The sequence below is a fragment of the Streptomyces sp. NPDC002574 genome, assembly GCF_042889545.1.
Classification (GTDB): Bacteria; Actinomycetota; Actinomycetes; order Streptomycetales; family Streptomycetaceae; genus Actinacidiphila.
This window is the reverse complement of the sequence record NZ_JBIARB010000016.1, coordinates 83,030-101,431: the sequence shown is the minus strand read 5'-3', so window position 1 is coordinate 101,431 and position 18,402 is coordinate 83,030. Positions and strand designations below refer to the sequence as shown.

The following is an 18,402-nucleotide window of genomic DNA, read 5'->3' as shown; positions in this document are numbered from 1 at the left end:
GACCGAACTGCCCGCCACCACGGTGGCGGGCAGTTCGGTCGATGCGCGGTTCAGGCGTCCGTGACGACGTTCACCAGTGGTTCCCCGGCGACGAAGCGGCCGATCTGGGAGCACAGCAGGCGCTTGACGCGCGGCAGGAAGGCGGAGGTCGCGTTGCCCACGTGGGGGCTGATGAGCACTCCCGGCGCGTGCCACAGGGGGTGGCCCGCGGGCAGCGGCTCCGGGTCGGTGACGTCGAGCGCCGCACGCAAGCGTCCCGACTCCAGTTCCGCGAGCAGCGCCTTGGTGTCGACCACACGGCCGCGGGCGATGTTCACCAGCAGGGCCCCGTCGCGCATGCGTGCCAGGAAGGCGGCGTCGACGAGGTGGACGGTGGCCTCGGTGAGCGGCGTGGCCAGGATGACCACGTCGGCGCGGGGAAGCAGGTCGTGCAGGTCCGCAAGGTCGTGCACGGGGCCGCGGGGCGCACTGCGGGCGGTGCGCGCGACCCTCAGCACGTCGCACTCGAACGGGGCGAGCCGGTCCTCGATCGCGCCTCCGATCGCCCCGTAGCCGACGATCAGCGCGGTGCGGTCGGCGAGTGCCGCATGGATGCCGCCGCGCCACTCCTCGGCGGCCTGGCCGTGGACGAAGTGCGGAATGCCGCGCAGCGAGGCGAGGGTGAGGGTCAGCGCGAGCTCCGCCACGCTCGCGTCGTGCACCCCGTGGGCGTTGCAGAGCACGGTGCCGGACGGCACGTGGCCGCGCACGTGGTCGGTGCCGGCGGTCAGGGTCTGCACGACGCGCGGCCGTGCGCCGTGCCGCAGCGGGCGGGTGGCGATCTCGGCGCCCTTCCAGTACGGCGGCACGTAGAAGTCGACCCCGGCCGGATCGGCGGGGAACGTGTCCTCGCCGTCCCAGTGGACGTAGGCCGGGCCCGCGGGCAGACCGGGAATCTCCGCGGGCGGAATCGGCAGCCATACGGTGGCGCCCGCGGCTGTGGGGGCAAGGTTCGCTGTATCGGCCATGGAACACGAGGCTAGGCCGGTCCCGGGCCACGTGCGAACGCCCCCGCGGAGCGGCGTTCGTCGATCCCACGAACCAGATCTCCACAATTCCGACTTTTCGCCGTAGATTGGCCGATTCCATGGTGAAAAGCTCGAAGTGTCGACGAACGGAGTCGACAGCCGCTCCCGCCGCAGCCCGGGACGGCCGAGGCCGTTCGTCACCGCGCTGCGGCACCGAAGGGAACTCCCATGACCGGTTCGACACTCACCGCCCCCCGGCCGGCTCCCCGGGCGATCGACGAGGCGATGGCCCTCATCGACGCGGAGGGGACGGTGATCGGGTGGACGCGGTCCGCCCAGCAGCTGGTCGGCTACCCGGCCGCGGAGGTGGTGGGCCACTCCGCCGCGCGGCTGCTGGCGGCCGCCGAGGACCGGGCCGACGCCTCGGCGCTGCCGGAGTCCGGCCCGTCCCCCCGCCGCTGGTCCGGCGTCACCCAGGTCAGGCACCGTGACGGGCACGGGATCGACGTGCGCATCGGAGTGCAGTCGCTGGTCGGACCGGACCGGCGGGCCCGGTGGGTCGTGACGGCCACCGATCACGCCGCACATCCCTCACGCGTCGCGGACGGTTCCTCGGCGGCACCGCTCCCGGCGTCCCCGCACCTGCCGAACAACCTGCCGCTCGGTGTCGTCATCCGCGACACCCGGTTGCGCTGCACCTGGGTCAACGACACGCAGGGGTTCAAGGACGGCATTCCGGTCGAGCGCCGGCTGGGGCGCACGCTGAGCGAGGCGGCGCCCAGCACGGAGGCCGAGACGCTCGAGGGGCTGATGCGGGAGGTCCTGGAAGGCGGGGCCCCGGCACTCGCGGTGGAGTACCGGCCCTTCGTGCCCGCGCGCTCACCCGCGGAACGCACCTTGGCGGCCTCCTACTTCCGCCTGGACGACGCGCACGGCCGTGCGCTGGGGGTGTGCGTCGTCAGCGTGGACGTGACCGACAGCCGTCGGTCGCGGGAACGCCTGGCGATCCTGGGCGAGGCCAGTACGCGGATCGGCACCACCCTGGACGCCGCGCGGACCGGGCAGGAACTGGCCGATCTGGCGGTACCGCTCCTCGCGGACTTCGTCGCCGTCGACCTGGCGGAGTCGGTCCCGCTCGGTGAGGAGCCCCTGGCCCGCCTCGGCTCGGAGGGCGGCGCCCTCCCCGCCTTCCGTCGCGCGGGCCTGGCCTCGATCCACCAGGACGTCCCGCAATCCCTGTTCGCGCGGGGGGAGCCGGTCCTCGTCGCGCCGGGCTCACCCGTCGAACGGGTCCTGCGTTCCGGGACGTCGCACCGGGAGCCGGCACCGGAAGCCTCGCCGGGCGACCGGGCGCGGGTGCGGAAGGTCCACGACCACCGGATGAACGCCGTGCTGGTCGTCCCGATCCACGCCCGGGGAGGGGTGCTGGGCGTGGCGCAGTTCGTGCGGACCGCTGATTCCCCGCCGTTCGAGCAGGACGACCTGCTCCTGGCCGAGGAGCTCGTCAGCTGGGCCGCCCTGTGCCTGGACAACGCCCGCCAGTACGCGCGGGAACGGGCCGCCGCCCTGGCCCTGCAGCGTCATCTGCTGCCGCACCATGCCACGGGCGGGTCCGCCGCCGACGTGGCCTGGCGCTACCTGCCGTCCGACGACCACCACGGCGTCGGGGGCGACTGGTTCGACGTGATCCCCCTGCCCGGCGCCAGGGTCGCCCTGGTGGTCGGCGACGTGGTCGGGCACGGCATCAACGCGGCCGCCGGCATGGGCCGGCTCCGTACCGCCGTACGCACGCTGGCCGACATGGACCTGTCCCCGGACGAATTGCTGGCCCATCTGGACGACCTGGTCATCCGCCACCTCGCCGACGAGGACGCCGACCCGCTGGACCCGGCCGGCGCGACCATGGCCGCCACGTGCCTGTACGCGGTCTACGACCCGGTCACCCGGCGCTGCGCGATGGCCCGCGCCGGCCACCCGCCGCCCGCGATCGTCGACCCGCGCGGCACCGTCACCTTCCCCGAACTGCCCGCCGGCGCCCCGCTCGGCCTCGGGCTGGTCCCTTTCGCCTCGGTGGAGACGGAGTTGCCCGAGGGATCCGTGCTCGCCCTCTACACCGACGGCCTGGTCGAGACCCGCGATCAGGACATCGACACCGGAATGGACCGCTTGGGCATCGCCCTGGCACATCCCGGCCGCCCGTTGGAAGACCTGTGCTCGGCCGCGGTGGACGCGTTGCCGGTCAGAGCGCCGAGTGACGATGTGACCCTGCTCCTCGCCCGCACCCGGTCGCTGGGCCCGGACCGGGCCGCCTCGTGGCGGCTGCCGGCCGATCCCGCCGTCGTCAACCACGCCCGCGCGCTGGCGACCGGCCGGCTGGAGCAGTGGGGACTGGGGCACCTGGCCGAGTCCACGGAACTCATCGTCAGCGAACTCGTCACAAACGCCATCCGCCACGGCACCGGAACGATCGGCCTGCGCCTCATCCGGCACGGGATGCTGACCTGCGAGGTGTCCGACGCCGGCAGCTGCCGTCCGCGCCCGCGCCACCCCCGCACCACCGAGGAGAACGGCCGGGGCCTGCTCCTCGTCTCGCAGTTGTCCCACCGGTGGGGAACCCGCTGCACTCCCGACGGCAAACTCGTCTGGGCCGAACAGCGACTGACACCCCGTCCGTGACGCACGCGCGGTCGTACGGCCCGCGTCCGTCGTGTCATCGTGGATCGAGGGCGACATGATCGGCGAATCGCGTGAAACCGCGGAACTGCGGCGGGAGATGGCGGCATGGCGCAACCGGTTCCTGCGTCTGCTCGACCGCTCGCCCACGCCCACCGCGATCAGCCGGACCGACGGTGCGCTGATGATCGCCAACCCGGCCTTCGCCACTCTGTGGGGGCTGGGCCCCGGACAGATACGGCAACGCAATCTGCTCGACCTCCTGGTCCCCACGGACGAGGACGCGTTGCTCAGGGCGACGGAGGGGCTCCGGCACGGGCGCCGGTCCCGCTACCCGGTGCACGTCGCGTGGGACTTCCGGGGAACGCGCGGGACGGGACGCCTCACCGTGGAGGCCGTCGGCGACGAAGTCGTCTCCCCGGCGCTGCTGCTCGCGTTCCTGCACGTCGATCCGGTGCCGCGGGGCGAGGAGCCGATGCCCGCGCTCACTCCGACCCCGCAAGAGGCCCGGATCCTGGCGCTGGTCGCGTCCGGGGCCACCTCCGCGCTGATCGCCCGGTCGGTCGGCCTGACCGCGGACGGCGTCAACTACCACCTCACCCGGCTGTGCCGCGTGCTCCGGGTGCCGAACAGGACGGCGCTGGTGGCCAAGGCGTACGCGCTGGGACTGCTGCGCCCCGCGTGCTGGCCCCCGGCCTCGCAGGAAGGCCGGTGACGAACGGCACGGAGGGTGCCCGATCGACAGCGGAGGGCGACCCGCGTCGCGCAAGCCCGAAGGGGCCACAACCGGCGCGCCGATACGCCTGCTCATGGTGCGGCAAGTTCGTACGCTTGTCAGAGCAACCTCAGACGGAGGGTCCCCATGAAGATGCTGATCAATGTCCCCGAGACCGTGGTGGCCGATGCGCTGCGGGGAGTGGCCGCCGCGCATCCGGAGTTGACGGTCGACATCGACAACCGGGTGGTGATCCGCAAGGACGCGCCGGTCGCCGGGAAGGTGGGCCTGGTGTCCGGCGGGGGTGCGGGGCACGAACCGTTGCACGTGGGCTTCGTGGGGCACGGGATGCTGGACGGGGCCTGTCCCGGGGAGGTCTTCACCTCGCCGGTGCCCGACCAGATGGTACGGGCGGCGGCGGCCGTCGACAGCGGCGCGGGCGTACTGTTCATCGTGAAGAACTACACGGGCGACGTGCTGAACTTCGACATGGCCGCGGAACTGGCCGAGGACGAGGGCATCCAGGTCGCCAAGGTTCTGGTCAACGACGACGTGGCGGTGACCGACAGCCTCTACACGGCCGGCCGTCGCGGTACCGGCGGCACGCTGTTCGTGGAGAAGATCGCCGGGGCGCTGGCCGAGGAGGGCGCGCCCCTGGAGCGCGTCGAGGCCCTCGCACGGCAGGTGAACGAGGTGACGCGGAGCTTCGGGGTGGCGCTGACCGCGGTCAGCACGCCCGCCAAGGGCAGTCCGACGTTCGACCTGCCCGCCGGGGAACTGGAACTCGGCATCGGCATCCACGGGGAACCCGGCCGGGAGCGGCGGGCGATGATGACCTCCGGGGAGATCGCGGATTTCGCGGTCGACGCGATCCTGGACGACCTGCGCCCGAGCGGGCCGGTGCTGCTGCTGGTCAACGGTATGGGCGCGACACCGCTGCTGGAACTGTACGGATTCAACGCCGAGGTGCACCGGGTGCTGGCGGCCCGCGGTGTCGCGGTGGCCCGCACGCTGGTCGGCAACTACGTCACGTCGCTGGACGCGGCGGGCGCCTCGGTGACGCTGTGCCAGGTGGACGACGAACTGCTGCGCCTGTGGGACGCGCCGGTGAGCACACCGGCTCTGCGCTGGGGCGCCTGAGAAGCAGGAGGAGCGCGACAGATGAGCGAGGGACCGTCCACCGGACCGGCGGCGATAGACGCGGGCTTCGTACGCCGCTGGCTCGCCGCGGCGGCATCGGTGATCGAGCGGGAGGCCGACCGGCTGACCGAGCTCGACTCCCCCATCGGTGACGCCGACCACGGCGCCAACATGCGGCGCGGCTTCATCGCGGCCCGCACGGCCGTCGAGAAGGAGCCGCCGGACACCCCCGGCGGCGTCCTCGTACTGGTCGGCCGGCAGTTGATCAGCACGGTCGGCGGCGCTTCGGGACCGCTGTACGGGACCCTGCTGCGCAAGGCCGGCAAGGCGCTCGGGGACGCCGAGCACGTCACGCCCGAGCAGTTCGCCGCGGCGCTGGGGGCCGGGGTCGACGCGGTCGCGACACTGGGCGGGGCCGCGCCGGGCGACAAGACGATGGTGGACGCGCTGGCCCCGGCCGTCGAGGCGCTGTCCTTCGCGCTCGACAAGGGCGCCGGGCTGGCGGAGGCCCTGTCTGCCGCCGCCATGGCCGCCGAGGAGGGCGCGATCGCCACCACACCTCTGGTGGCGCACAAGGGGCGGGCGAGTTACCTCGGCGAGCGCAGCGTGGGTCACCAGGACCCGGGGGCGACCTCCTCGGCGCTGCTCCTCGGCGTCCTGGCCATGACGTCGCGGGGGGACGCGGGATGACCGTGGGCGTGGTGCTGGTGTCGCACAGCGCGACGGTCGCCGAATCGGTCGCGCACATGGCCGCCGGGCTGAACGGCGGCGGCGCGAAGGTGCCGGTGGCCGCCGCGGGCGGCACCCCCGACGGCGGGCTCGGCACCGACGCGGAGAAGATCACCGCGGCGGCACACTCCGTCGACCGCGGCGACGGCGTGGCCGTCATCGCCGACCTGGGGAGCGCCGTCCTGACGGTCAAGACCCTGCTGGCGGACGAGGACGAGCTGCCGCCGCGCACCCGCCTGGTGGACGCGCCCTTCGTGGAGGGCGCGGTGGCCGCGGTGGTCACGGCCTCGACGGGTGCGGATCTGGACGCCGTGGTGGCGGCCGCCCAGGAGGCGTACACCTTCCGCAAGGGCTGATCCCGCGGTCCGCTCGGGGTGCCCCGGAGACGGCGACGGCCGCCGCGGTGATCCGCGACGGCCGTCCCTGCCGTACTGCCCCCGTACTCGGGTCTCCCTGCGTCAGCCGCGCGCGGCGGCCTTTCCGTACCGGCGCTCGAAGCGCTCGACGCGGCCGGCGGTGTCCATGACGCGGGCGTTGCCGGTGTAGAACGGGTGGCTCGCCGAGGAGATCTCCACGTCGAAGACGGGGTAGGTGTTGCCGTCCTCCCAGACGACGGTCTTGTCGCTGGTCAGCGTGGACCGGGTGAGGAAGGCGTGGTCCGCGCTGCGGTCGCGGAAGACGACCGGGCGGTAGGCGGGGTGGATCGCGTGCTGCATGACGCTCCTCCAGTCGGTGCGGTGGGACGGACGGCTACGGGCGGTCGGGCGCCGGGGTCAGCGCTCCTCGCGGAACGGCACGTGGCGGCCGACGGCCGGGTCGTACTTGCTGAGGACCATGCGGTCCGGGTCGTTGCGCCGGTTCTTCCGGGTCACGTACGTCGTGCCGGTACCGGCGGTCGACCGGAGCCTGATCACCGGGCGCTGCTCGCTGCGGGCCATGAGCGGGTCCTTTCTGCCATCGCAATGGTTTTCATTTCCATCGGATGTACCCCTCAACGCGGGGCACCCCCCGCTCATTCCCGCGCACCCGGACCGGTGCGGCGAAAATGGAAGGAGGCGCCGCGGGCACCCGCCGGCGGCGTGGACAGGAGGGCTGACACCCATGGCCCGCGGCCCCGTGCACCAGCGCCCCCGGCCCCTCCCGCTGCCCCGGTGGGCCTGGTGGTTCCTCACCGCCTCGTACGCCCTGATCGCGGCGTGCATCGCCGTCGACGTCGTCAGCGGCCCGGAGACGACCCTGACCCCGGTCCTGGCGGCGCTGCCCGTGCTCGCCGGGGTGAGGGCCCGCCGGGCCCGCGTGCCGCTGCTGGCGGGCCTCGTGGCGATCGGCCTGGTCTTCTTCCTGGCCGCGGCCAACAACGGGGTCCCCGCCCTGGTGCACGTCACCGCCGCCGTCTCCATCCTGGCCGTGACCTTCACCATCACCGGCTCCGTCGTCCTCGTCACCGCCAGGGAACGGGAACTGGCCCGGGTCCGCGGGGTCGCCGAGGCCGCGCAGGGCGCGCTGCTGCGCCCGCCGCCGCCTCAGGTGGGCGGCCTGCGGGTGGCCGTGCGCTATGTGGCCGCGGAGGCGGAGGCACGGATCGGCGGGGACCTGTACGAGGTCGTGGAGACCGACTTCGGCGTACGCGTGCTGCTGGGCGACGTCCGCGGCAAGGGGCTGGAGGCCGTCCAGACCGCCGCCGACGTACTTGGCGTCTTCCGCGACGCCGCCCGCTCCGAACCCGGCCTCGACGCCGTGGCCGCCCGGCTGGACGGCGCGCTGGTGCGCCGCGGCGGGGGCGAGGAGTTCGTCACCGCGGTGCTGCTGACCGCGCCCCGCTCCGGCGGCACGGCCGTCCTGGTCAACTGCGGCCACCCACCCCCGCTGCTGTGCCACGAGGGGACCGTGACGGAGGTGACGCCCCAGGCGTACGCGGCACCGCTCGGGCTGCTGTCGCTCACCGGCGGCCACTACCGACCGCAGTCGGTCCCCTATGGGCCCGGCGACCTGCTGCTCTTCTACACCGACGGCGTCTGCGAGGCGCGCGACCGGCACGACCGCTTCTATCCGCTGGCCGAGCGGGTGGCGGAACTGACCGAGCAGGACCCCGACGCACTGCTGGACCGCGTCCTGACCGACCTGCACGCCTGGACCGGCGGCGGACTCGGCGACGACGCGGCACTGCTGGCCCTGCGCCGCACGCACTGACCGGGCCGGACACGCTCCCGGACCGCCTCGCTCCGGTCAGGCCGGGTCCATGGTCCCGACCTCGGCGAGCGCCTCGCGCAGCCACTGCGTCCAGAACGTCTCCAGCTCGATCCCCGCGCGCAGCACGAGATGCCGCAGCCGGTCCTCGTCCGTCACACGGCCGGGCGGGAAGTCGCGCCGCTCGATGTCCGTGTACTCCGCCAGCTGGGCCTCGTGCAGCGCCAGGTGCCTGCGCAGCTCCCCGGCGAGGCCGCGGCCCCCGACCACCGCCGCCGCGCGCATGCGCAGCAGCAGCGGGTCACGGATGGGCCGCGGGTCCTCGACGGCGCCGACCCAGCCGGCCAGTTCGTCGCGGCCGGCGGGCAGCACCTCGTACTCCTTCTTCTGCCCCCGCGCGGGGTGCGCCGCGGGCAGCGCGCGGATCTGGCCCGCCTCCTCCAGCCGCCCGAGTTCGCGGTAGATCTGCTGGTGCGTCGCGGACCAGAAGAAGCGGATGGAGCGGTCGAAGCGGCGCGCCAGCTCCAGCCCCGAGGACGGCTTCTCCAGGAGGGCGGTGAGGATGGCGTGCGGGAGCGACATGTCCGCATCCTACGGACGGGGCGCGGTCACAGCGCCGCGGCCACTTCGGTGCCCTGGCGGACGGCCCGCTTGGCGTCGAGTTCGGCGGCCACGTCGGCGCCCCCGATCAGGTGGACGCCGTGACCGGCGGCGCGCAGCGCCTCGTACAGGTCGCGGCGCGGTTCCTGCCCGGCGCACAGGACCACGGTGTCGACGGGGAGCGTGCGGCGCTCGCCGTCGACGGTGATGTGCAGACCGGCGTCGTCGATCCGGTCGTAGGCGGCGCCCGCGACCATGGTGACGCCCCGGTGCTTGAGCTCGGTGCGGTGGATCCACCCGGTGGTCCTGCCCAGGCCCGCGCCGACCTTGGTCGCCTTGCGCTGCAGCAGGTGCACCGTGCGCGGCGGCGCGGGCCGCTCGGGCGCCCGGAGGCCGCCCCGGTTGGCGTAGCCGGTGTCGACGCCCCAGTGCCGGAAGTACGTCTCGGGGTCGCGGCTCGCGTCCTCGCCGCCGTCGGTGAGGAACTCGGCCACGTCGAAGCCGATCCCGCCCGCGCCGACGATCGCCACCCGCTCGCCCACCGGGGCGTCGTCGCGCAGCACGTCGAGGTAGCTCAGCACGCTGGGGTGGTCCACACCGTCGATCTCCGGCACGCGCGGGGCCACACCGGTGGCGAGGACCACCTCGTCGAAGCCGGGGTCGTGCGCGGCCAGCGTGTCCGGCGTGACGAGGGTGTTCAGGCGCAGTTCCACGCCTTCCTCGGCCAGCCGGGTGCGGAAGTAGCGCAGCGTCTCGTCGAACTCCTCCTTGCCGGGGACCTTGCGGGCGATGTTGAGCTGCCCGCCGATCCGGTCGGCGGAGTCGAAGAGCGTGACGGCGTGGCCTCGTTCGGCGGCGGTGACCGCGCAGGCGAGTCCGGCGGGCCCGGCGCCGACGACGGCGACGCGCTTGCGCAACCGGGTGGGCAGGAGGACGAGTTCGGTCTCGTGGCAGGCCCGCGGGTTGACCAGGCAGGTGGTCAGCCGGCCGCTGAAGGTGTGGTCGAGGCAGGCCTGATTGCAGCCGATACAGGTGTTGATGGCCTCCGCGCGGCCCTGTCGCGCCTTGGCGACGAACTCGGGGTCGGCGAGCATCGGGCGGGCCAGGGAGACCATGTCGGCGTACCCGTCGGCGAGCAACTGCTCGGCGACCTCCGGGGTGTTGATGCGGTTGCTCGTCACCAGCGGCACCGAGACCGCGCCCATGAGCCTCTTCGTCACCCAGGTGTACGCGCCGCGCGGCACGGAGGTGGCGATGGTGGGGATCCGCGCCTCGTGCCAGCCGATGCCGGTGTTGATGATCGTGGCCCCGGCCGCCTCGACCGCCTTGGCGAGGGCGACGACTTCCTCCAGGGACGAGCCTCCGGGGACCAGGTCGAGCATCGAGAGCCGGTAGACGAGCACGAAGTCGGGGCCGAGCCGTTCGCGGGTGCGGCGGACGATCTCCAGCGGGAAGCGCGTGCGGTTCTCGAACGACCCGCCCCAGCGGTCCTCGCGGCGGTTGGTGCCGGGCGCGATGAACTCGTTGATCAGATAGCCCTCGGAGCCCATGATCTCGACCCCGTCGTAGCCGGCCCGGCGGGCGAGCTGCGCCGCCCGTACGAAGTCCTCGATCGTCTCCTCGACCTCGTCGTCGGTGAGGGCGTGCGGGACGTAGGGGCTGATCGGCGCCTGCAGCGCGCTCGGGGCGACCAGTTCGGGGTGGTAGGCGTACCGGCCGAAGTGCAGGATCTGCATCGCGATGCGGCCGCCCTCGCGGTGCACGGCCTCGGTGACCACGGCGTGCTGGTCGGCCTCGTCCTCGGTGGTCATCCGGGCACCGCCCGGGTAGGGGCGGCCGCGGTCGTTGGGCGCGATGCCACCCGTGACGATCAGGCCGACGCCGCCCCTGGCGCGTTCCGAATAGAAGGCCGCCATGCGCGCGAAGCCGCCTTCGGCCTCCTCCAGGCCGACGTGCATCGAGCCCATGAGGACGCGGTTGGGGAGGGTGAGGAATCCGAGGTCGAGCGGGCGCAGCAGATGCGGGTAGCGACTCATCGGGGGTCTCCTCGGGCGGCGGCGCCGCGACGTGGCGGCATGCGGTCAGTCCTTTGTAGACCACCCGACGAAGATTCTGCAACTAGTTGCATAAGATCGGGCGCCGCGTGTTCCCGCGCACGGCGCGGGCAGCGCGCACAGGGGCCGGGTCCCGGATCAGCCGGTGCCGAGGCCGTCGATCAAGCGGTTCAGGAATCGCGCGAACGTCGCTTCGGCGGTGAGGGGGCGCACCGGCGCGGCAAGCGCCTCGGCGAGCTCGGGGTGCCGCCCGTCGGCGGCGACGGCGGCGAGGTAGCGGGCCTCGGCCGCGGCCCGCGCGGGCGGCCGCGCGGCCGTGCTCTGCGTGACCTCGAAGGCGACATGCCCGGCGACGAACGCCGTGACCTGCGCGAAGACTTCGAGCCTCGCCCCACCGTCCAGCCCGGTGGGCCGCAGGGCGGCGAGCGCGCGTTCCACGAAGGCCAGAGCGCGGGGGCCGGGCGTCCGGCGGGAGGACAGGGCGGACGGCAACCAGGGGTGACGGAGCATCAGGGATCGCTGCAGTCCGGCCAGGGCCGCCAGGTCCGCCCGCCAGTCGCCGGTCGGCGGACCGTCCGCGGGGAGTTCGCCACTGACATGGTCCACCATCAGTTCCAGCAGCGTCTCCTTGTCGGGGGCGTAGCTGTAGAGCGACATGACTCCGGCCCCGACCTTCGCGGCCACCCGGCGCATGGTGACCGCGTCGATGCCTTCGGCATCGGCCAGTTCGACGGCCGCCGCCGTGATCGCCTCACGGCTGAACGCGGGCTTGCGCCCCCTGCGGGGCCGGTCGTGGCCCAGCCACAGCTCCGCGGGATCGACCCCCGCGCCGCCGGGCCCGTCGGGTCGGTTCACCGTGCCCACCCCCCTGTCCGCCGTGCCCGGGTCTTGCGGGAGTCATTCAAGCATCTCTATTCTCGTACGACGTACGAGAATAGAGGGGGAGATGTCGATGCCATCTGTGACGCGCGGCGTCGCGCCGCGGTCGGCTCCGCCCGCGCCTTCGGGGAAGCCGCCGCTTTCGTCCCGGATGCTGAGGGCCACCTGGCGCGGCCTTCCGGCCCGGCGGCACCGCGCGGGCTGGGAACCGGGGCGAGTGGTCCCGGCCGCCGACGGCAGCCCGTTGATCACCGACCACTACTTCCCGCGCGCGAAGGGCGACTTCCCCACCCTCCTCGTGCGCTCGCCGTACGGCAGGGGCCTGCCCTGGTCGCCCATGTACGGCATGCTCTTCGCCGAGCAGGGCTTCCATGTGGTCGTGCAGAGCTGCCGCGGTACCGGCGGCTCCGGGGGCGCGTTCCACCTGTGGCGCAACGAGGCAGCCGACGGCCTGGCGACCGTGGCCTGGCTGCGCGAGCAGCCCTGGTTCACCGGAACCCTGGGCACGGTGGGCCCCAGCTATCTGGGCTATGTGCAGTGGGCGCTCGCGCTGGACCCGCCGCCGGAGCTCCGCGCCATGGTGGTGCAGGTCGGCCTCCACGACCCCTTCGCCCTGTTCCACACCGGCGGCGCGCCCCGGCTGGAGAACGCCCTCGCCGTCGGCGTCGGCATGACGTACCAGCACCGCGGGGTGCTGCCGTTCGCGAAGGCGACGCTGCGCCTCCGGCGACGCCTGGAGGACGTCACCGGCGCGTGGCCGCTGCGCGAGGCCTACCTGTCCGCCCTCGGGGGCGAAGTGCCGTGGCTGGACGACGTGATGACGCGTTCCGACGCGGACGACCCGTTCTGGCACGGCGCGTCCGCCGCAGGGGCGGCGGAGCGGGCGGCCGTGCCCACCTGCCTCATCGGCGGGTGGCACGACGTGCTCGCCGACCAGACCTTCGAGCAGTACGCCCGGCTGCGCGCGGCCGGCTGCGAGACCGCCCTGCTCGTCGGCCCCTGGACCCACACCTCCGCGCTCCAGCAGGGGTGGCCGGAGGTGTTCGCGGCGAGCCTCGCCTGGCTGCGCGCGCACCTGAGCGACGACGCTTCCGACCCGCGGGCCACCGGGGTGCGCGTGCACGTCGGCGGCGCGGACGCCTGGCGGGACCTCGAGGACTGGCCACCGCCCGCCGACGCCGCGTCGCTGTTCCCCCGACCCGACGGGACCCTCGGACGGGCGGCACCGGCGGACGCCGTGCCGCCGGTGTCCTTCCGCTACGACCCGGCCGACCCCACCCCGTCCGTCGGCGGCCCCTTGCTGTCCGGCACCGCCGGACCCCGCGACAACGGCGTACTGGAGGCCCGGGACGACGTCCTGACCTTCACCGGCCCGCCGCTGGACGAACCCATGGAGGTGCTCGGCCCGGTGCACGCGCGGCTGAGGATCTCCACGGACACCGGGCACGGCGACGTCTTCAGCCGGCTGTGCGACGTGGACCCGCGGGGGCGTTCCACCAACGTCTGCGACGGGCTGACCCGGTTCACGACCGAGGGCGGGACGCCGTCGGAGGTCACCGTGCCGATGAGCCGCACAGCGCACCTCTTCGCGGCCGGCCATCGCCTCCGCTGGCAGATCAGCGGAGGCGCCCATCCGCGCTTCGCCCGCCACCCCGGCACCGGCGAGTCCTCGGTCGCGGCCACGGGTCCCGTGCCGGTGCGCCTCACGCTGCACGCGGACTCGGCGTTGGTGCTGCCCCTCAGCGCGGCCCGGTGACGCGGGGGCTCCAGCGCGGGTCGCGGCCCGTCGCGGCGAGCAGCCTTCCGAGGTCGGAGGTGCCCGCCGGAACGGGTACCGGCTCGCCGAAGACCTTCATGGCGCGGGCGGTCGGACCCATCTCGTCGACCAGGGCCGCCAGCACCTGAGCCGCGTTCTCGTCGGGTGCGAAGGCGCGGTCCGTGGCGCGGGCGAGGTCCCAGGCGTGGACGGTGAGGTCGAGCAGCACCATGGCGCCGAGGGTGCGCGCGGGCAGGTTCATCGACCCGGCGACTCCCTCGTCGGCGCCCGGTACGGCCCACGCCGTCACCAGCAGCGCCGTCTCCTCCGCGAAGCGGTCGCGCCAGCCGTCGCCGAGGACGGCCATACGGTCAGGTGTGGAGGAGAAGTCCGCCTCCTCCCTCCCCGCGATCGCCCGGAAGCCGATCACCACGTGGAAGAGGTGGTTCAGCAGGTCCCGCACGTCGTACTCCGCGCACGGTGTCGGCGCCGTCAGCCGGTCGTCCGGCACTCCTGTCACCACGGGCAGGGCCCGGTCGCGGGCGGCTCCGAGCAGTTCACTGATCGTGTCCGTCATGCCGCGACGCTACGGCGGGACGCGGGCGCACGGCTTGAAGAAATGCGACACCCGGCCGCCGTACCATCGCCCTCATGGCCGGTCAGGACACGCCGCGGCGCGACACCCGGGGCATCGTCGGCGCCCCGGAACTCTTCGCACGCGTGCGGTTCCGGCGGCGGGCCCCCGCGCCGGAACTACGGCCGTACCTGGAGCACTACTGGCTGATCGACTGGGACCTGGGCGAGCCGTACGCCTCGCACGTCGTGCCGCACCCCTCGGTCAACGTCGTCTTCCAGCGCTTCGCCGGCACGCCGGACTTCGGGGAGGTCGCCGGCATCGGACTGGAGCTGTTCACGCAGAAGCTGGAGGGTGCCGGGCGTGTGTGCGGGGTCCAGTTCCGCCCGGGCGGCTTCCGGCCGTTCGCCCCCGCGGTGCCGGTGTCCCACTGGACCGGCCGCCGGGTCGGTCTGGACGAGGCGCTGCCCGGCCACGCCGCCGCGCCCGGCGCCGTGCTCGGGCCGGACGAGGAGGACGAGCGGGTCGCGGCGCTGGACACGTTCCTGCTGTCCCTGGCCCCGGCGCCCGATCCCCAGGCCGACCTGGCGATGGCCCTCGCCGAGCGGATCCGGCACGACCGCGGCATCCTGCGCGTCGACGCCTTCGCCCGCGCCGAGGGACTGTCGGTGCGCTCGGTGCAACGCCTGTTCGCCGCCCACGTCGGCGTCAGCCCCAAGTGGGTCATCCTGCGCTACCGCATCCACGAGGCCCTGGAGCGCGCCGAGTCCGCGACGGCCGTGGACTGGGCGGGCCTGGCGGCCGAGCTCGGCTACAGCGACCAGGCCCATCTCGTCAGGGACTTCACGGCGACCGTCGGGGTCCCCCCGACCGCGTACGCCGGCTGACATTCCCGCCGAGAGTGACATGGAACGCACCCAAATAGGATGATATCGCCTTGCCCGACAGAGGCAATATACCTACGCTCATGTCAACGGCAGGTTTATCCGACTGCGGGAGAGCGAACACCAAGGCGCCTTAGGAGGCCGCTGTGATCATCGACTCCTCCACGCTTGACCCGACATCGGCCTACAAATTGCTGATCGGGAGCATCATTCCGCGGGCGATCGGCTGGGTGAGCACGATCTCCGTGGGGGGCGTTCCCCATCTCGCCCCCATCTCGTTCTTCACCGCCGTCGGCCGCAAGCCGCCGATGATCTCGCTCTCGCTGCAGCCGCGGTCCGACGGCGTCACGCTCAAGGACACCTTCGTCAACATCCGCGACACCGGGGAGTTCGTGACCAATCTCGCCACGCTCCCGCAGGCCGACGAGATGCACCGCACCGCCTTCGAATTCGATCCCGGGGTCGACGAGTTCGACGCGGTGGGCCTGGACAAGGCGCCGTCCGAGATCGTCCGGCCGCCACGGGTGAAGGGGGCGCCGATAGCGATGGAGTGCACGGTGGAGCGCATCATCACGATCGGCGACCTCAACGACCACGTCGTCTTCGGGGAGGTCGTGCGCTTCCACATCCGCGACGACATCTACCTCGAGCGGGGCCGCATCGACACCGGTGCGCTGCCCGCGGTCGGGCGTCTCGCGGCCGAGTACACCGTGGTCGAGAACGCCTTCAGCACGCCGCTCGACGGCGGCGTCCTCGACGCTCGCCACGGACGCCGGGTCAGCCGTCTCGACGCCAAGCCGGACGGCTGGTCCCCGATCGACAGCAAGGAATGGTCCCCTTCCGGATCCGTCACGTCCTGAACCGGGGACATCACGACAACCGCCGGAACGCGGCCGGAACGCACTGAGAGAGGTTCTTCGACATGGTGGAACGCAAGGACGTCGAGTTCGAGGCCGAGGGCGGCGTGCTCCTGCGCGGGTGGCTGTTCGTGCCCGACGGACCCGGCCCCCATCCGGCGATCACGATGGCCCACGGTTACGCGGGCACGAAGGACCACGGCCTCGAACCGTTCGCCCAGGCCTTCGCGGACGACGGCTTCGTCGTCCTGCTGCACGACCACCGCGGCTTCGGCGCGAGCGACGGCGAGCCGCGCCACGACGTCGACCCCTGGCGCCAGATCGCCGACTGGCGGCGCGCCGTCTCGTTCCTCGAGAGCCTGCCCGAGGTCGATCCGCAGCGCATCGGCCTGTGGGGCACCAGCTACGCCGGCGGGCACGCGATCGTCCTCGGGGCGACCGACCGCCGGCTGCGCTGCGTCGTCTCCCAGGTGCCGACCATCAGCGGCTATGAGCAGGGACTGCGCCGCGTGGCCCCGGAGGCGGTCGCCGGACTCGAGGAGGGCTTCGCCGAGGACGAGCGTGCCCAGTTCCGCGGGGAGCCGCCGCGGCGGACCGCGATCGTCAGCGACGACCCCGCCGTTCCCGCGTCGTACCGCACGAAGGAAGCCATCGACTTCTACCTCCAGCCGCTGCCCGAGGGGATCTGGACCAACGAGGCCACCGTCCGCTCGGGACGCGCGTCGCGGATGTACGAGCCCGGGACCTGGGTCACCCGCGTCTCGCCGACCCCGCTGCTGATGGTGGTCGCGCTGAACGACACCGTCACCTTGACCGACCTGGCCCTCGCCGCCTACGAGCGGGCCCTGGAGCCGAAGAGGCTCGTCACGATCTCCGGCGGGCACTTCGATCCGTACGTCGCCCGGTTCGCAGAGGCGAGCGGTGCCGCCCGGGCCTGGTTCCGCGAGCACCTGGCCTGAGCCCGTCCCGGCTGCCAGGGGCGTACGGCACTCACTTCTGTCACAGGGGGGAAGAACGGTACGGTGGTGACATGTCACGGTCGGCGAGTGAGCGATTCGAGGTGGAGCCGGCACCGGGCGGACTCGTCCTGGTGCAGGAACTGCTGAACACCTCGCCCGCCGGCCGTCCCCGGCAGCCGGACCTGCTGGACACCGTCGACTCCGCCCAGGACTGGCTCGACCGGGTCATGGACGCGTGGGCGGCGGCCTCGGGCCGCACCCCTGACCGCGTGGCGCTCATCGACCGCGACCTGGACGAGCTCAAGCGGCTGCGCACCCGGCTGCGGCTCGCGCTGTCCGCCCGGGGCGGCGAGGCCGGGGACGCCCTGCTGGCCACGGAACCGGTGACGCTGCGGCTCGCCGCGGATTCCACCGTCACCGTGGAGCCCCTGGGCGACGGCGCCCGCCGCGTCACCTCGGCGGTCCTGGCGGAATGCCTCATCACCCAGACGCTCGGGACCTGGCGGCGCCTGAAGATCTGCCGCTACGACCCCTGCGCCGTCGCCTTCTACGACCACTCGCGCAACAGCAGCGCCGTCTGGCACGACGCCCGCACCTGCGGCAACACCGTGAACCTGCGCGCCTCCCGCGAACGGCGCCGCACCCGCCCCGGGGCCGACCTCCCCGTCCGGCCGTAGCGCGGCTTGCCCACGATGCCGTCATGCCGACCCTGGGGCGGGACGAGCCGCCGATCGGCGTCCTGTACGACGAATCCCGTCCCGACCTGCGGGATCCGGGTCGTCCGCGCCTCGTCGTCTCGCACGGCACCGGAGGGGCAGCGCCATGCGTGGCTGGTCCATCCGCTGCGCGCGGCGGATTTCCGGGTGATGGCCGTCGACCATCACGGCAACAATTCGTCGACGGCCACGAGCCCGAGGGCTTCCTCCATGTCTGGGAACGGCCCCGGGACGTCTCCTTCGCCCTCGACACACTCGCCCGGGGACATCCCCGGCGGACTCCTCGCTCGGCGCCTGCACGGCGGTGGCGCTCGCCGGTGCCCGTGTCGACGAGCGGATCCTGCGGGCCGTGCTGTCGCGAGCGGTGCCCCTGCCGGAGATCCCCGAATTCCCCGGCGTGCTGGAGGCGTTGCGCGAGTGGTATCCGGATGAGCGCCCGCACGCGACGCGCGGTGGCGGGCGCCGAGGCGGGCGGTTTCGTCACCCCGCAGAGCCTGGCGACCGTGCGGGTGCCGGTGGAGATCCGCCGGGGCGGCGCGGACACGGTGAACCCGTACGACGTCGACACCAGGCCCTAGCTGGAGCGCATCCCCACGCCGGGCGGCCGCGCGGCAGGCGGTTCCCCGGGACGCCCCCGTCGCGCGGCGGGCGGTTACCAACTCCTGACCTCCG

Annotated in this window: 19 protein-coding genes; 12 read left to right on the top strand and 7 right to left on the bottom strand. The window is 73.4% G+C overall.

Annotated features, from left to right (window positions below; all coding sequences use genetic code 11):
• Positions 1–50: 50 nt before the first annotated feature.
• Positions 51–1,007, bottom strand: a complete 957-nt coding sequence (locus tag ACFYXS_RS33085; protein WP_389254951.1) for a 2-hydroxyacid dehydrogenase — start codon at positions 1,005–1,007, stop codon at positions 51–53.
• Positions 1,008–1,235: 228 nt separating this feature from the next.
• On the opposite strand from ACFYXS_RS33085, the gene ACFYXS_RS33080 reads away from it, so the two are divergent.
• From ACFYXS_RS33080 to dhaM, 5 genes are all read left to right on the top strand, one after another.
• Positions 1,236–3,683 carry a SpoIIE family protein phosphatase gene (locus ACFYXS_RS33080; RefSeq protein WP_389254949.1) on the top strand — a complete coding sequence of 816 codons (2,448 nt, stop codon included), beginning with the start codon at positions 1,236–1,238 and terminating at the stop codon, positions 3,681–3,683.
• 55 nt (positions 3,684–3,738) lie between these two features.
• A complete protein-coding gene (locus ACFYXS_RS33075; RefSeq protein WP_389254947.1) occupies positions 3,739–4,395 on the top strand; it encodes a LuxR C-terminal-related transcriptional regulator in 657 nt (218 codons plus the stop codon).
• Positions 4,396–4,542: 147 nt separating this feature from the next.
• Positions 4,543–5,535: a dihydroxyacetone kinase subunit DhaK gene (gene dhaK / locus ACFYXS_RS33070; RefSeq protein WP_389254945.1), complete on the top strand. Its 993-nt coding sequence runs from the start codon at positions 4,543–4,545 to the stop codon at positions 5,533–5,535.
• Between the two features lie 21 nt (positions 5,536–5,556).
• Positions 5,557–6,225 (top strand): dihydroxyacetone kinase subunit DhaL, encoded by a 669-nt coding sequence (dhaL, locus tag ACFYXS_RS33065; protein WP_389254943.1) that lies wholly within the window; start codon positions 5,557–5,559, stop codon positions 6,223–6,225.
• The gene (gene dhaM / locus ACFYXS_RS33060) at positions 6,222–6,620 is read left to right on the top strand and encodes a dihydroxyacetone kinase phosphoryl donor subunit DhaM (RefSeq protein WP_389254941.1); all 399 of its coding nucleotides are present in this window, start codon (positions 6,222–6,224) and stop codon (positions 6,618–6,620) included. Before dhaL ends, dhaM begins: the two co-directional genes overlap by 4 nt.
• Positions 6,621–6,722: 102 nt before the next feature.
• Here dhaM and ACFYXS_RS33055 read toward each other — a convergent pair whose 3' ends face one another.
• Positions 6,723–6,980, bottom strand: coding sequence for a type B 50S ribosomal protein L31 (locus ACFYXS_RS33055; protein ID WP_389254939.1), 258 nt, complete (start codon positions 6,978–6,980; stop codon positions 6,723–6,725).
• Between the two features lie 57 nt (positions 6,981–7,037).
• The gene (gene rpmG / locus ACFYXS_RS33050; RefSeq protein ID WP_319664230.1) at positions 7,038–7,202 is read right to left on the bottom strand and encodes a 50S ribosomal protein L33; all 165 of its coding nucleotides are present in this window, start codon (positions 7,200–7,202) and stop codon (positions 7,038–7,040) included.
• A gap of 163 nt (positions 7,203–7,365) precedes the next feature.
• Here rpmG and ACFYXS_RS33045 point away from each other — a divergent pair, with 163 nt between their 5' ends.
• Entirely contained in the window at positions 7,366–8,454 is a 1,089-nt protein-coding gene (locus ACFYXS_RS33045; RefSeq protein WP_389254937.1) for a PP2C family protein-serine/threonine phosphatase, read from the top strand.
• A 36-nt stretch (positions 8,455–8,490) separates the two neighbouring features.
• Here ACFYXS_RS33045 and ACFYXS_RS33040 read toward each other — a convergent pair whose 3' ends face one another.
• The 3 genes from ACFYXS_RS33040 to ACFYXS_RS33030 form a co-directional block, all read right to left on the bottom strand.
• A complete protein-coding gene (locus ACFYXS_RS33040; RefSeq protein ID WP_389254935.1) occupies positions 8,491–9,033 on the bottom strand; it encodes a PadR family transcriptional regulator in 543 nt (180 codons plus the stop codon).
• Between the two features lie 26 nt (positions 9,034–9,059).
• A complete protein-coding gene (locus ACFYXS_RS33035) occupies positions 9,060–11,087 on the bottom strand; it encodes an FAD-dependent oxidoreductase (RefSeq protein ID WP_389254933.1) in 2,028 nt (675 codons plus the stop codon).
• 156 nt (positions 11,088–11,243) lie between these two features.
• Positions 11,244–11,960: a TetR/AcrR family transcriptional regulator gene (locus ACFYXS_RS33030; protein ID WP_389254931.1), complete on the bottom strand. Its 717-nt coding sequence runs from the start codon at positions 11,958–11,960 to the stop codon at positions 11,244–11,246.
• 97 nt (positions 11,961–12,057) lie between these two features.
• Between ACFYXS_RS33030 and ACFYXS_RS33025 the strand changes: the two genes are divergently transcribed.
• Entirely contained in the window at positions 12,058–13,740 is a 1,683-nt protein-coding gene (locus ACFYXS_RS33025) for a CocE/NonD family hydrolase (protein ID WP_389254929.1), read from the top strand.
• Here ACFYXS_RS33025 and ACFYXS_RS33020 read toward each other — a convergent pair.
• Complete coding sequence (locus ACFYXS_RS33020) at positions 13,724–14,317, bottom strand: TIGR03086 family metal-binding protein (RefSeq protein ID WP_389254927.1); 594 nt, start codon at positions 14,315–14,317, stop codon at positions 13,724–13,726. The two genes, ACFYXS_RS33025 and ACFYXS_RS33020, sit on opposite strands and share 17 nt — an antisense overlap.
• A gap of 74 nt (positions 14,318–14,391) precedes the next feature.
• On the opposite strand from ACFYXS_RS33020, the gene ACFYXS_RS33015 reads away from it, so the two are divergent.
• From ACFYXS_RS33015 to ACFYXS_RS32995, 5 genes are all read left to right on the top strand, one after another.
• Complete coding sequence (locus ACFYXS_RS33015) at positions 14,392–15,201, top strand: DUF6597 domain-containing transcriptional factor (protein ID WP_389254925.1); 810 nt, start codon at positions 14,392–14,394, stop codon at positions 15,199–15,201.
• A 143-nt stretch (positions 15,202–15,344) separates the two neighbouring features.
• Positions 15,345–16,058, top strand: a complete 714-nt coding sequence (locus tag ACFYXS_RS33010) for a flavin reductase family protein (RefSeq protein WP_389254923.1) — start codon at positions 15,345–15,347, stop codon at positions 16,056–16,058.
• Positions 16,059–16,120: 62 nt separating this feature from the next.
• Positions 16,121–17,014: an alpha/beta hydrolase gene (locus ACFYXS_RS33005; RefSeq protein WP_389254921.1), complete on the top strand. Its 894-nt coding sequence runs from the start codon at positions 16,121–16,123 to the stop codon at positions 17,012–17,014.
• A 71-nt stretch (positions 17,015–17,085) separates the two neighbouring features.
• Positions 17,086–17,691 carry a CGNR zinc finger domain-containing protein gene (locus ACFYXS_RS33000; protein WP_389254919.1) on the top strand — a complete coding sequence of 202 codons (606 nt, stop codon included), beginning with the start codon at positions 17,086–17,088 and terminating at the stop codon, positions 17,689–17,691.
• A 467-nt stretch (positions 17,692–18,158) separates the two neighbouring features.
• On the top strand, positions 18,159–18,308 hold the full coding sequence (locus ACFYXS_RS32995) for a hypothetical protein (RefSeq protein ID WP_389254917.1): 150 nt from the start codon (positions 18,159–18,161) through the stop codon (positions 18,306–18,308).
• Positions 18,309–18,402 lie beyond the last annotated feature (94 nt).

Coding starts and splice junctions, on each gene's coding strand:
- ACFYXS_RS33080 (WP_389254949.1), top strand. CDS start 1,236: ATGACCGGTTCGACACTCACCGCCCCCCGGCCGGCTCCCCGGGCGATC.
- ACFYXS_RS33005 (WP_389254921.1), top strand. CDS start 16,121: ATGGTGGAACGCAAGGACGTCGAGTTCGAGGCCGAGGGCGGCGTGCTC.
- ACFYXS_RS33035 (WP_389254933.1), bottom strand. CDS start 11,087: ATGAGTCGCTACCCGCATCTGCTGCGCCCGCTCGACCTCGGATTCCTC.
- ACFYXS_RS32995 (WP_389254917.1), top strand. CDS start 18,159: ATGAGCGCCCGCACGCGACGCGCGGTGGCGGGCGCCGAGGCGGGCGGT.
- dhaM (WP_389254941.1), top strand. CDS start 6,222: ATGACCGTGGGCGTGGTGCTGGTGTCGCACAGCGCGACGGTCGCCGAA.
- rpmG (WP_319664230.1), bottom strand. CDS start 7,202: ATGGCCCGCAGCGAGCAGCGCCCGGTGATCAGGCTCCGGTCGACCGCC.
- ACFYXS_RS33000 (WP_389254919.1), top strand. CDS start 17,086: ATGTCACGGTCGGCGAGTGAGCGATTCGAGGTGGAGCCGGCACCGGGC.
- ACFYXS_RS33055 (WP_389254939.1), bottom strand. CDS start 6,980: ATGCAGCACGCGATCCACCCCGCCTACCGCCCGGTCGTCTTCCGCGAC.
- ACFYXS_RS33020 (WP_389254927.1), bottom strand. CDS start 14,317: ATGACGGACACGATCAGTGAACTGCTCGGAGCCGCCCGCGACCGGGCC.
- dhaL (WP_389254943.1), top strand. CDS start 5,557: ATGAGCGAGGGACCGTCCACCGGACCGGCGGCGATAGACGCGGGCTTC.
- ACFYXS_RS33075 (WP_389254947.1), top strand. CDS start 3,739: ATGATCGGCGAATCGCGTGAAACCGCGGAACTGCGGCGGGAGATGGCG.
- dhaK (WP_389254945.1), top strand. CDS start 4,543: ATGAAGATGCTGATCAATGTCCCCGAGACCGTGGTGGCCGATGCGCTG.
- ACFYXS_RS33045 (WP_389254937.1), top strand. CDS start 7,366: ATGGCCCGCGGCCCCGTGCACCAGCGCCCCCGGCCCCTCCCGCTGCCC.
- ACFYXS_RS33085 (WP_389254951.1), bottom strand. CDS start 1,007: ATGGCCGATACAGCGAACCTTGCCCCCACAGCCGCGGGCGCCACCGTA.
- ACFYXS_RS33025 (WP_389254929.1), top strand. CDS start 12,058: ATGCCATCTGTGACGCGCGGCGTCGCGCCGCGGTCGGCTCCGCCCGCG.
- ACFYXS_RS33015 (WP_389254925.1), top strand. CDS start 14,392: ATGGCCGGTCAGGACACGCCGCGGCGCGACACCCGGGGCATCGTCGGC.
- ACFYXS_RS33040 (WP_389254935.1), bottom strand. CDS start 9,033: ATGTCGCTCCCGCACGCCATCCTCACCGCCCTCCTGGAGAAGCCGTCC.